11 protein-coding genes are annotated in these 12617 nt (G+C 48.1%); all 11 read left to right on the top strand.

Features of this window, described 5'->3' with window-relative positions; genetic code table 11:
• The first annotated feature begins 228 nt into the window (after positions 1-228).
• The 11 genes from RS891_RS28775 (at position 229) to RS891_RS28725 (ending at position 12300) form a co-directional block, all read left to right on the top strand.
• On the top strand, positions 229-969 hold the full coding sequence (locus tag RS891_RS28775; protein WP_315793821.1) for a peptidoglycan DD-metalloendopeptidase family protein: 741 nt from the start codon (positions 229-231) through the stop codon (positions 967-969).
• A gap of 171 nt (positions 970-1140) precedes the next feature.
• Positions 1141-1428, top strand: coding sequence for a sporulation transcriptional regulator SpoIIID (gene spoIIID / locus RS891_RS28770; protein WP_024632710.1), 288 nt, complete (start codon positions 1141-1143; stop codon positions 1426-1428).
• 219 nt (positions 1429-1647) lie between these two features.
• A complete protein-coding gene (locus RS891_RS28765) occupies positions 1648-2646 on the top strand; it encodes a rod shape-determining protein (protein WP_076287598.1) in 999 nt (332 codons plus the stop codon).
• Between the two features lie 103 nt (positions 2647-2749).
• Positions 2750-3634 carry a flagellar hook-basal body protein gene (locus tag RS891_RS28760; RefSeq protein ID WP_113052899.1) on the top strand — a complete coding sequence of 295 codons (885 nt, stop codon included), beginning with the start codon at positions 2750-2752 and terminating at the stop codon, positions 3632-3634.
• Between the two features lie 742 nt (positions 3635-4376).
• On the top strand, positions 4377-5216 hold the full coding sequence (locus RS891_RS28755) for a flagellar hook-basal body protein (RefSeq protein WP_113052898.1): 840 nt from the start codon (positions 4377-4379) through the stop codon (positions 5214-5216).
• A gap of 12 nt (positions 5217-5228) precedes the next feature.
• Positions 5229-5453, top strand: coding sequence for a DNA-directed RNA polymerase subunit beta (locus RS891_RS28750; protein ID WP_024632706.1), 225 nt, complete (start codon positions 5229-5231; stop codon positions 5451-5453).
• Between the two features lie 481 nt (positions 5454-5934).
• Positions 5935-6366 (top strand): 3-hydroxyacyl-ACP dehydratase FabZ, encoded by a 432-nt coding sequence (gene fabZ / locus RS891_RS28745; protein ID WP_024632705.1) that lies wholly within the window; start codon positions 5935-5937, stop codon positions 6364-6366.
• Between the two features lie 57 nt (positions 6367-6423).
• A complete protein-coding gene (locus RS891_RS28740) occupies positions 6424-8145 on the top strand; it encodes a phospho-sugar mutase (protein ID WP_315793820.1) in 1722 nt (573 codons plus the stop codon).
• 238 nt (positions 8146-8383) lie between these two features.
• Complete coding sequence (locus tag RS891_RS28735; RefSeq protein WP_315793819.1) at positions 8384-10405, top strand: DUF5693 family protein; 2022 nt, start codon at positions 8384-8386, stop codon at positions 10403-10405.
• On the top strand, positions 10381-11535 hold the full coding sequence (gene csaB / locus RS891_RS28730; RefSeq protein WP_315793818.1) for a polysaccharide pyruvyl transferase CsaB: 1155 nt from the start codon (positions 10381-10383) through the stop codon (positions 11533-11535). Before RS891_RS28735 ends, csaB begins: the two co-directional genes overlap by 25 nt.
• Before the next feature lie 6 nt (positions 11536-11541).
• Entirely contained in the window at positions 11542-12300 is a 759-nt protein-coding gene (locus tag RS891_RS28725; RefSeq protein WP_315793817.1) for a WecB/TagA/CpsF family glycosyltransferase, read from the top strand.
• Positions 12301-12617 lie beyond the last annotated feature (317 nt).

The raw sequence follows: 12617 nt of genomic DNA, 5'->3' as shown, positions 1-12617 counted from the left end.
GTAGAAACGAAGTGTCCGCCTTTACTCCCGGATTTCACCTTTGAAGAAGGTGATAGAAGAAATCTGGGAGTAACCAGCGGTCGAAAGGTTTTCTGGCCCCGAAGCGGTGCACGTACGAACACTCATCCCAGCATATATAGCACTCTTTGAAAGCTTCGTGAAAATAATTAGAGTCGCGCGTGTATAAAAGAGTTGCACCCGGTAACACTTGTTACTGAGGTGATTAAGATGAATGAACAAAACAAAAAATCAGTCCAAGAAGAAACTCCTAAAACAACTCAAGGAGTACCGGCTAGCCAGCCCTCTTCATGGAAAAGAGCAATGTCCAAACGTTGGGTCTTCCCGGCAGCCTACATCGCAGCAGCAGGCATTATACTAACCTTAGTGTGGGTCTATCAGGGCACAGGCGACAAAACGCTGAACTCGGACCCTGCTAGCGGGGTAGTAGAAACAGGCGCATCGGCGGGTACAGAAGGAACAGCGGTTAACGGAGAACAGGAAAGTGTGGAAGTTGTTGCAAAGTCGGAGAATTTTGTATGGCCAGTAGCGGTTCCGTCCGAAATTTCGGTAGTAAAACCTTTCTATGACAACGAAGCTTCAACTGAGGAACATGAAGCAGCGATGGTGCAGTACAATGACACATTTATTCCGAACACGGGTGTAGATCTGGCACGTGGTGATAACAAAACGTTCGAGGTTAAAGCGGCACTCGGCGGAAAAGTTACCCGGGTAGAGCAAAACCCGCTGACAGGTCAAGTTGTGGAAATCACACACAGTGATAACCTCAAAACCGTATACCAAAGCCTGGCTGACGTCAAAGTGAAACAGGATGATGAAGTGAAGCAAGGAGATGCAATTGCATCGGCTGGCGTTAATGAACTGGAAAAAACGCTGGGCAACCACCTTCACTTTGAAGTTTACGAAGACGGACAACCGGTTAACCCGCAAGGATATCTTCCGGAAAAATAAATGATTTTTACCGCAGCAACATGATGGGCAGAGGGAATTCTCCTCTGCTCTTTTTGTGCTTTTCAGAAAATAATGGGACCTTCGAAGCTTGTCACACCTTTAAACCGCGAATATATAGGCATGCTCCTCATATAATGTACCAAACTATCCACACAGTAGGGAGGCGGGAGCGTGCACGATTACATCAAGGAACGGACCATAAAAATTGGTCGCTGCATTGTTGAGACGAGGAATACGGTCCGTACCATAGCCAAGGAATTCGGCGTGTCAAAGAGTACTGTGCATAAGGATCTGACGGAGCGTCTGCCGGAAATTAACCCTGATCTTGCTGACCAGGTGAAACACATTCTGGAGTATCATAAGTCCATCCGTCATTTGCGGGGCGGTGAAGCGACCAAAATTAAATACAAAAAAACAAGCGGTAAAAAACGCGAGGTGTTGGCTTCCGCTAAATCGTAGGGACCTGCGGAAAGACGTAGGCCAAAAAGCTCACACATGCATTGAATCCCTCCCCTGAAGTATGATATGTTAAAAGCTGGTACAGGATCGAATTATGACATCTTATCAGCCCGATTTTTACATATATATGTTGCACTTTGTCGAACGAGCGGTGACGTGATAAGGGACTCTTTTTCACAGGATACGCTGACCAAATAATATCACTTTGGGGGCTCTTTTATGTTTAGCAAGGATATCGGTATTGATCTTGGCACGGCGAACGTGCTTATTCACGTGAAAGGAAGTGGGGTTGTCCTCGATGAACCTTCCGTCGTGACCATTGAAAGCGATACGAAGCGGGTCCTTGCTGTTGGGGAAGAAGCGCGTCGTATGGTGGGGCGTACTCCAGGTAACATTGTTGCCATTAGACCGCTGCGTGACGGTGTTATTGCGGACTTCGAGATTACGGAAGCAATGCTTAGACATTTCATTAATCGTGTGGGAGCAAGAAGTTGGTACAGCCACCCGCGTATTCTGATCTGTGCACCAACCAACATTACTTCCGTGGAGCAGAAGGCTATCCGTGAAGCTGCTGAGCGCAGCGGTGCCAAAGAAGTATTTCTGGAAGAAGAGCCGAAAGCGGCAGCGATCGGTGCGGGAATGGATATTTTTCAGCCGAGCGGCAATATGGTCGTGGATATCGGCGGCGGAACGACTGACGTTGCAGTCCTGTCTATGGGCGACGTAGTCACCGCCTCTTCTATTAAAGTTGCAGGGGACAAGTTCGACGAAGCGATTATCAAGTTTATCAAAGCCAAATACAAACTCATGATCGGTGAACGTACAGCCGAAGATCTCAAAATTGCGATTGGTTCCGTACATCCGGGCGGACGTCAAACGGAGATGGACATTCGCGGTCGGGATATGGTATCCGGTTTGCCTGTTACCGTAACGGTGTCGGGGAATGAAGTGCAAGAGGCGCTATGGGATTCCGTGCAATCCATCATCGTTGCAGCCAAGTCGGTATTGGAGCGGACGCCACCGGAATTGTCAGCGGACATTATTGACCGAGGTGTCGTGTTGACAGGAGGAGGCGCTTTGCTGAACGGACTGGACGAACTGTTATCCAATGAATTGCATGTACCGGTATGGGTTGCAGAGGATCCGATGCATTGTGTCGTGAAGGGAACTGGCATTATGCTGAATAATTTGGATCAAGTGGTTAAGAAAAAGTTCTAATCTGCCGATATAAAAAGCAAAGGTTCGCCCAAGCTCGGGAAGCAGAACGGACAAGCAGCCATCCTGTAATGAAGGACAAGCGCTTGAGGAGAGGGGTTAATACATGTTAAGAGGTCTGTACACCGCTACCGCGGGAATGATAACGCAACAACGCCGCCATGACACCGCAACGCAGAATATCGTAAATATGAACACAACCGGATATAAACAAGTGAACAGCGTAAGCCGTTCTTTCCCGGAAATGCTCATTACTTTGGTAGGCGGAGATGCCAATCTTCCGACAAAGCGGCTGGGCAAGCTGAACACGGGTGTGTTCGCGGAAGAAAGTTTGTCCATGAATTTGCAGGGAGCCATTATGGAAAGTGGGCAAAAGAGTGATTTTGCCATCTCGTCCAATCTGGCCGTGAATGATCCACAGACAGGGCAACCTGTCCCGTTTGACGGTTCAGGCAAATTTGTACGAGCTGATGGCACGGTAACATACCAACCTCAGGCGTATTTTACAGTACAGGATGCAGAAGGTAACACAAGATATACACGTGATGGTCATTTCGAGGTTACAGGAACTGGACAGCTGCTCAGCTCAACAGGTTCACAGGTTCTGGATAATAATGGACAACCTGTTGTGTTGACAGGCTCGGTAGACCAATTTAAAGTGGATGAGCAAGGTCGTCTTGTTAATGCAGACACGGGTGCACCCACAGGTGTTACATTGGGAATCAGTGTCATCGATCAACCCAACCAACTGGTACGTCAAGGCGATGGTAATTTCAGCCTGAATGATCAGAATGGAGCAACAGCACGGATGATGGCTGCCGGTGATAATGTGCAGATCCGTCAGGGCTACCTGGAAGGTTCGAATGTAGATGCCTCACAGGCAACTGTAGATATGAACGCAGCATTCCGTGCATATGAAGCGAATCAGAAAGTCGTACAATTCTACGACCGCAGTCTGGATAAAGCCGTCAATGAAGTTGGGCGTGTATAACGCCGACGTATAATATAGCCGCGTAGCGAAGAGCCAAACGCCCTTTGCGAAGCAAAGCAGAGAGGCTCACGCGAAGCGCAAGCCTAAACGCATTCGAGCTTATGCGAGGACTGCGCAGCATTATCCTAAGCGCAGCGATGGCCTCGACAGCCCTTTGCAGAGCAAAGCAGGGAGAGACCACGCGGAGCGCAAAGCCAAAACGCAACCGAGCCTATGCGAGGATTGCGAAGCATTACCCCAAGCGTAGCGACGGTCTCGAATGCGAAGCAAAGCAAGGAGAGACCACGCGGAGCGCAAAAGCCTAAACGCAACTGAGCCTGTGCGAAGATTGCGCAGCATTATCCTAAGCGCAGCGATGGTCTCGACAGCCCTTTGCAGAGCAAAGCAGGGAGAGACCACGCGGAGCGCAAAAGCCAAAACGCAGCCGAGCCTGTGCGAGGATTGCGTAGCATTATCCAGAGCGCAGCGACGGTCTCGACAGTCCTTTGCGGAGCAAAGCAAGGAGAGACCACGCGGAGCTACCCGCCGCACAAAGAGCGTGCCCAGCTGATATTTAGCCATGTGAAACCATGGCGTAAATATTAGCTGGGCAGTCGCGGCGCACACACACCACCGTTGCTTAGCAAGATCATACCCCACGCACCCACTCCGCCTGTTTCGGGAGTCCAGAGGGCAGCGCCATCTGGGGCCCTCCCTGCCAGGGAGGGTTTGGGAGGGTAGAACCAGGGAGGGTAACCACCGAATGAATAATTCCATGATTAGTGCAATGGTTTCCATGACGGGAATACAGCAGCGTCTGGATGTCATTTCCGATAATATTGCCAACGTGAATACGGCAGGCTATAAGAGTAAGCAAGCAGCCTTTGAAGATGTACTGACACGTGTGCAGCAGCAGCCGGACAAGTACAAGCTGGATGGACGCTCGACCCCGATGGGATACAACCTCGGGTTTGGCGTACGTTTGGCTGATGTGACAAAGGATATGACTCAAGGTACACTCAATGAGACAGGCAATCCTACCGATCTGGCGATTGAAGGCAATGCGATGTTTGCCGTTGAAGCAAATGGTGAGAAAATGTGGACGCGTCAGGGTGCATTCCATTTTGTCCCTGATACAAGACCCAAAACGAATCCCAATGCGCCAGACATGATGGTATTGGTCAATGGCGAAGGCCACTTTGCATTGGATCGTCAAGGTAATCGCATTACGGCACCGAATAACAGCAAGGTTGCATTTGATGAAAAAGGTAATCTGTTGATCCGTCGTGGCAATGAAGCCAATGCAACGATTGGAGCCCAATTGCAACTCGTTGATATCGAGCGCCCGGAAGGGCTTGTGCAGTATGCGGATAACCTGTTTGGTCTGGATGCGGGTCTGACCGAGGATGATGTATTTGGAGCCAATGCAGCTACACGTGAAGCGACAGCCATGATCCGTGCAGGCTACATTGAACAATCCAACGTGGACTTGACACAAGAGATGGCTTTGCTGATGCAAGGACAGCGGACTTACCAACTGGCAGCACGTGCGCTGACATCCAGTGATTCCATGGCGGGTCTTGCCAACAATATGAGAGCATAAAAGGTGAATGTGATGACAGATACACAGCAGCAGAACAGCAAGCCGGATAAGACGAAAGTCAAGAAGAAGAAGAGTGGATGGCGCATCGCAAGATGGTTTTTGGTTCCGGTCCTGCTTGTTCTTGCCCTCGCTGGCGGATTGGTGGCTGGCTACGTGGTACTGGGCAAACAGGATATCGGTTCCGTATTGCAGTGGAGTACATGGGAACATGTATATGATTTGGTGTTCGCTCCATAGATGAACGATATATGCGAAAACTCCTGCGCAGGCAGGAGTTTTCTTTTTGGCGTTGAAAACAGTATAATGATGGATGACGTTTGACGTCAAAAGAGGCCTCCCCTGCGAAAGACATTCGTCATCGCGAAGAGAGACCCCTTATCTCAACCTTCACTACTGCAGTCATGAAGGATATAACTAGTGTTAACTGAAAATATGCTTTCCATACAACATTAAAATTAAAAACCCATTTATATGAGCATCGACTTCATAATAGGGTTGTCCATTTTAGCGCTGGAACCAGTGAAGGGGACGGAATCGATTCTGAAGAAGCGAAGCGCTCGCCTTTGTTTCCAAATGTTATACATTTAAAAATAGTTCAGTAAACATTCGGAAACAACAGCGATCGAAAGAACGATCCGTAACCGTAACGGCCACCACGCGCTCATCGCCCACTATTATTGAGAACTTCATATAAATGACCTTGAGAGGAGATTATACTGTGCTCGATATTAAACAGATCCAAGAGATTATTCCACACCGTCCCCCGTTTCTGCTGGTGGACAAGATTGTAGAGTTAGAAGATGGCAAACGTGCCGTTGGTTTGAAGAATGTAACCATTAATGAACCGTTCTTCATTGGTCATTTTCCGGAGTATCCGGTAATGCCGGGGGTGTTGATTACAGAAGCATTGGCACAGGTCGGTGCAGTAGCCATTCTTAATTTGGAAGGGAACAAAGGCAAAATCGGCTTTTTGGCGGGACTGGACAATTTCCGATTCCGTGGACAAGTTGTGCCTGGAGATACATTGATGCTGGAAGTGGAAATTACGCGTCTCAAAGGTTCAATTGGTAAAGGCAAAGCTACAGCCAGAGTAGGCGACAAAGTGGTAGCTGAAGGCGAGATCATGTTCGCACTGTCTGACCCAAGCTAATGATTGTATCGTTCAGTATTTAATTGAATTTTATATAGAAGGAAGGGGTTTGCAGGAATGGAACAGTTAAGCACAACAGCAGCACAAACATTGCAGCAGTGGTTGGAGGATGCTTCGATTGATGAAGCGACGAAACATGAGCTTCGTGATTTGCAGGATCAGCCGAAAGAGCTGGAGGATCGTTTTTACAGAAATCTGGAGTTTGGTACAGGTGGATTGCGTGGTGTGATCGGAGCGGGAAGCAACCGGATGAATCGTTATACTGTGGGTCGTGCTACGCAAGGGTTTGCCCGTTATTTGCTGGAGCAGCATGGCGACAAAGAAGGTAAACCTTCTGTAGTGATCGCACATGATTCCCGTCATTTCTCACCTGAGTTCACACTGGATGCTGCCTTGGTTCTGGCTGGAAATGGCATTGTGGCTAAGTTGTTTACATCCCTGCGTCCTACGCCTCAGCTTTCCTTCAGTGTACGTCATCTGCAAGCAACCGGTGGTATTGTGGTGACAGCAAGTCATAATCCTCCTGAATATAATGGTTACAAAGTGTACAACCACGAGGGTGGCCAACTGGTACCACACGAAGCAGAGAAAGTCATTCAATACATTCAGGAAGTTCCTTCCCTCGCGGATGTGAAAAAACTGACTCAGGAAGAAGCCGAAGCTCAGGGATTGCTCGTATGGCTTGGGGAAGAGGAAGATCAGGCATTTGTTGATACCGTTGCCAGCCTGAGCCTCAGTCGTGATCTGATTCAATCCGGTGTCGGCCGTGATTTCAAAGTCGTCTTCACTCCACTGCACGGAACAGGTAATGTGCCTGTACGTCGTGTGTTGGAACAGATCGGTTTTGAGCAGGTTCACATTGTGGCAGAGCAAGAACAGCCTGATGCTGAATTTTCCACAGTGAAATCCCCTAACCCGGAAGAGCGTGAAGCATTTACGCTTGCAATGAAGCTGGGTGAATCCGTGGGTGCGGACATTCTGATCGGTACAGATCCGGATGCAGACCGCATGGGTGCGGTAGTGAAAGACAAGGATGGCAAGTATTTCGTACTGTCGGGTAACCAATCTGGAGCCATCATGGTGCACTATGTGTTGAGCCGCTTGCAAGAGACAGGTAAACTGCCGAAAAACAGCGCGGTTGTCAAAACGATTGTAACAAGCGAGATGGGAGCGGTCATTGCCGAGCATTACGGTGCAGAAGTGATGAACACCCTGACAGGCTTTAAATATATCGGTGAAAAAATGAACCAGTTCGAAGCAACCGGCAGTCATACGTTCTTGTTCGGTTATGAGGAGAGTTACGGCTACCTGGCAGGCAGCTACGCACGTGACAAGGACGCAGTCCTGGCTGCAATGCTGATTGCTGAAGCAGCTGCTTATTATAAAAACCAAGGCAAAACCCTCTATGATGTCCTGCAAGAGCTGTACAGCCAATTCGGATATTTCCTGGAGAAGCTGGAGTCCCGTACGCTGAAAGGCAAGGATGGCGTAGCTCAAATTCAGGCGAAAATGACCGACTGGCGTTCTAATCCGCCACAAGAAGTAGCCGGCATCGCTGTACAAGATGTGCTGGATTACTCCCTTGGCTTGGATGGATTGCCAAAAGAGAACGTTCTGAAATTTATTTTGGCAGACGGATCATGGTTCTGCCTGCGTCCTTCGGGAACAGAACCGAAGATCAAAGTATACTTCGCCGTGCGCGGAGAGAACCTGGAAGACGCCGAAAGCCGTATTGAGCGTTTGGCTACTACGGTAATGACGCGTGTAGACGCACAATAAATACGAATGCAGTACTGAGCAAGAACATGAGAAAGCCTCTCCGCACCGTAAGGTTGGTTGGCGGAGGGGCTTTTCTTTTAGGTAAAAGGGTGAATTCCTACGTCTATTTTGGATGAATTGCGGATAGATGCACGTTTGTTGACACAAGCTGTTTGTATCCGGTATTTATTCACTATTATGCAATGAAAATCATGAGCTGAACGTGCATTTGGTTCCAACACTTGAGGAGGTACATGTAGTGCGTCAAAAATGGCTTTATTGGAATACCGCTTCACGGAAGTGGCTGTGGATTGTTGTCATTATCGGTTTGATTGCTTCCATCCCTGTCATCAGTGATCGGGTACAGACGGAATCTTCCGCCAAAAAGGTGGAGCTTGTCTTCAATTATCGGGGTCTATTGGATATCTCGGCTTATCAGGCCCATCCGCAAGACTTCATGAATGAACAGCTGACTCGATTGAAAGACGCCGGAGTAACAACCATGGCAGTGTTCGAAAGTACACTGGACGAGTTGAAGAAGTCCCGCCGTCTGATGGTATATAACGGGCAGGACCTTGCGAACATGACCAAAAATGTCATTCCTGCTAACGATAATTACACGTATGTGCTCTTCACCAACGAGGAAAATGCACAAACGTATACCCCTATCATTGAACAAACGTTCGCCGATCGGGAGATTCCTGTGCTTCCATGGGAATATGAAGGTCGTAGCGGCTTAATATTGCAGACTCCACCGGAGAATGCGAACATGCAGCCTTTGCAACCAGATCCGGTTGCCGTGAAGATGCTGCGTGATAAAGGATTTTACATTTTGCCACGGATCGCAGACAGTGTTCCTTACAATCAGGAATCCATGGAACGCCTGCTTACCTTCTTCGAAGAAAATGGGGTAAAGCGCATCTTGTTTGATGGCGATGCTGTGAAAGGGTACAATGATAATGCGGAGATGAAGAGTCTCGATATGTTTGCCCAGTTGCTGAACAAGCACCATATTGGACTGGCGGCTATTGAGAATTTGAAGAAACCACAATCCGGTTTTGAGACTCTCTCCTATAAAATTGACTACAATGTAACTCGTCTGTACTCCTTAAGTGACGGGGATGCCAATCTGGATGTAGACACCATTGCTGACCGTTTTGTTTTGGCTACCAAAGACCGTAACATTCGTATGCTCTATATGAATGCTTCGCCAAGTCGGAACACAGCCAAAGCCATGATCACCAATCCGATTGATAACCTGATCAACAGTTTGGGTGAGCCAGGTCATGCGATTGAACGTATGGGTAAACACGGCTTTGAACTGGGACAAGCTGAAGCGTTCACGGTGAAAGATTCTTCCATTCAGCGTTATGCCAAGCTGGTTGCCCTGATTGGTGCAATCGCAATGATTACGCTTATGGTTTCTTATTTCGTACCACTGCTGACATTGCTGGTATTTGCTTTGGCTCTGGTAGGCAGTGCCGGATTGTTCTTACTCAAACCGACATTGCTGGAGCAAGGAATTGCATTACTAGTAGCGATTAGTGCTCCGACCATCGCGATGGTGCTGGCTGTTCGTACAGTGAACTATCAGCAACAGCGTCAGCCAGACGCGCCTGCGGGTCGCCGGTTGGCACAAACGGTCTTCTTATATGTAAGAACGTCGATTCTTTCGTTCCTGGCGGTGCCTTTTGTTATCGCATTGCTGAACAGCATTACGTACAGTCTGGTGATCAACCAGTTCCGAGGCGTGAGTCTGTTACACTTTGCACCGATGGGGCTTGTTGCCATTTATATTTTGTTTTACCGTGGTTCGGGTACGTTCTCCATTAAACAAATCAAGGATATTCTTCGTACACCGATTAATGTATTAATGGTTGTATTGGCACTGGTTGCAGCTGTGGTTGGATACTATTATTTGAGCCGTACAGGAAACTCGGGTTCGGTTACACCGTTCGAGATGTTCCTGCGTACAACGCTGGAAGATACGTTCGGCGTGCGGCCAAGATTCAAAGAATTTATGCTGGGACACCCGCTGTTTATCGTTGGCGTGTTCGCCGCTTTAAAATATCGTAAAGTCATCTTTGTGCTCATTATTGCAGCAATTGGACAATTGTCCATGGTGGATACGTTCGCTCATATCCATACGCCAGCTGTGTTGTCACTCATTCGTGGAGTGATGGGATTGGGACTTGGCTTAATCTTCGGTATCGTTGCTGTGGGTGTGTGGCAAGTAGCGGAAGGATGTTGGAAAAAATGGTCACCACTTCTCAAAAGTTAGTCATCTCGGGATATTACGGATTCCGCAACAGCGGAGACGAAGCGGTACTAAAGTCAATTTTGACGGCGCTGGAAGAGGAGAGCCACAGATCGAATGTCACGATTGAGCCGATTGTGCTCTCCGGTGATCCGGAATCGACCACTTCAATGTACGGTGTACGTTCAGTACATCGGATGAAGTTGAAGGAGGTTCGCCAAGCGATCAAGGAAAGTGACGGTTTAATTAGCGGAGGAGGAAGTCTGCTGCAGGATGCAACCGGACTGAAATCCATCCCTTACTACCTGGGTGTTATCAAACTGGCCCAATGGTTGAAAAAACCAACATTTATCTATGCACAAGGCATTGGACCTGTAAATCGCAAAATATTTAATCCAATGATTCGATCCGTCTTCAAGGGTTGTAATTATGTATCTGTACGTGATGAACAATCTGCTGAATATTTGCGCGGGCTCGGATTGCAGTGGAATCAGATTCATGTGGTCCCTGACCCGGTGATGGGTCTGCCACTGCCTGAAGCCAATGCGGGAGAAGTAAGTTCAGTCACGGTTAATGCTCAAGGAGTACGCGTTCATACCAAACTCCCGGTGATCGGCGTTTCGGTACGTTTCTGGGAGTCGGATCGTAAAGAGCTTACAGCCATTGCTGCTGGATTGAAGAAGCTTTGCTCCAAAAAAGCCGTTCACTTGCGCTTTATGCCATTTCACTTACCGATTGATGAGCAGGCTTCACGTTTTGTCATGGAAATGCTCGGTGACCTCGGTAACAAGGGTAGCGAAGTAAGTATTACTAAGGATCTCACCGATCCGCAGCTGATGCTTCAGGAAGTCAGCAATTGTGATGTCGTTATCGGCATGCGTCTGCACAGTCTGATCTATGCAGCATCACAGTATGTTCCACCCGTTGGTATCTCGTATGATCCGAAGATTGATCAGTTCATGCTGCGTCTGGATAGTGAAACCGTGGGTAGTACGGATGCGCTGGATGGGGATAAACTGGCGAAGACGGTGGCTAACCTGTTGGATCAGCGTTCACAGTGGCTGAAGGAACATGAAGAAGGCATTACCGAATTGAAGCAGGAAGCCAAAGTGCCTGCTCAGCAAATTATTAAATATTTAGGCCGCAAAGGGTGAAAAAAGATGAATCAGACCGGACCAATACCTACCGTTTCAATCTATGGTATTCCTTTTTCCAAACTAACGATGAAAGAAACGGTGGAGGTTCTTCGCGAAGCTGTGCTCACGAAGCAGCCGCACCAAGTCATCACAGCCAATCCTATCATGGTTATGGCCGCGCTGGAGAATCCAGCGATGATGAAGGTTATGCAGTCTGCGGAAATGATTGTTCCTGATGGAACTGGGGTTGTATGGGCTGCCAATTATTGTGGGGAGCCTGTGGCAGAGCGGGTACCTGGATTTGATCTTTTACATGAATTGCTGCGTGTTGGAGAAAACTATCGGTGGGGCGTGTATCTGCTCGGTTCCACACCTGAGGTGATTCAAGAAACGGCAGTTCGGTTACAAGAGCAATATCCGGCGATTCGAATTGTAGGTTATCGCGACGGTTATTTTGGTCCGGCTGAGGACGAGCAGGTTGTCGCTTCCATCCGTGAAGCTGCACCTGATCTGCTGTTTGTTGCCCGTGGGGCAGATACGCAGGAACCGTGGATTCACAAGTATAAAGATGCGCTTCAAGTTCCCGTTACCATGGGGGTTGGAGGTAGCTTTGATGTGATCTCGGGTAAAACCAAACGTGCACCTAAAGTGTTCCAAAAGTTAAGATTGGAATGGTTTTATCGTCTACTTCGGGAACCTAGCCGGGCTGGCCGAATGCTTGCGCTTCCGAAATTCGCTGTCAAAGTGATGCGGGACAAAGAAAACGTGACTAAAGTCCGTTAAAATTAGGCTATTACGAGTAAAATGCACGTTTTTGCTAAAAATTGAGGTTGGCATTTCGCCTGTGATCAGCGTATAATTCATTCCGGATTACATGTGTCGTGCTGCTTGAATTAAAACGTTACACTGAGCAACTACGATAGCAAGGCAACCTTCCGATCGCTGTTATCCCCAGATTTCTTTTATCATCCATTTATAAGGGTGAAATCAGGTGATAAAGGCGAACGCTTCGCTTCTTCAGGTTTTCCTTGCTCTCTTCGTTATCGTGTAACAAGTATTCAAAAATGACTAACAAATGTTTTTTTATATATAAAAAGAGA

Origin of the sequence: Paenibacillus sp. BIC5C1, from assembly GCF_032399705.1 — a bacterium.
GTDB lineage: Bacteria > Bacillota > Bacilli > Paenibacillales > Paenibacillaceae > Paenibacillus > Paenibacillus taichungensis_A.
The sequence above is the reverse complement of the archived record's forward strand: the minus strand, read 5'-3'. Positions and strand labels throughout refer to the sequence as shown.

What these genes read in the sequence shown, in the direction of transcription:
- RS891_RS28760 (WP_113052899.1), top strand. Translation starts at nt 2,750, where the DNA reads ATGTTAAGAGGTCTGTACACCGCTACCGCGGGAATGATAACGCAACAA.
- RS891_RS28750 (WP_024632706.1), top strand. Translation starts at nt 5,229, where the DNA reads ATGACAGATACACAGCAGCAGAACAGCAAGCCGGATAAGACGAAAGTC.
- RS891_RS28765 (WP_076287598.1), top strand. Translation starts at nt 1,648, where the DNA reads ATGTTTAGCAAGGATATCGGTATTGATCTTGGCACGGCGAACGTGCTT.
- RS891_RS28740 (WP_315793820.1), top strand. Translation starts at nt 6,424, where the DNA reads ATGGAACAGTTAAGCACAACAGCAGCACAAACATTGCAGCAGTGGTTG.
- csaB (WP_315793818.1), top strand. Translation starts at nt 10,381, where the DNA reads ATGGTCACCACTTCTCAAAAGTTAGTCATCTCGGGATATTACGGATTC.
- RS891_RS28725 (WP_315793817.1), top strand. Translation starts at nt 11,542, where the DNA reads ATGAATCAGACCGGACCAATACCTACCGTTTCAATCTATGGTATTCCT.
- RS891_RS28755 (WP_113052898.1), top strand. Translation starts at nt 4,377, where the DNA reads ATGAATAATTCCATGATTAGTGCAATGGTTTCCATGACGGGAATACAG.
- RS891_RS28775 (WP_315793821.1), top strand. Translation starts at nt 229, where the DNA reads ATGAATGAACAAAACAAAAAATCAGTCCAAGAAGAAACTCCTAAAACA.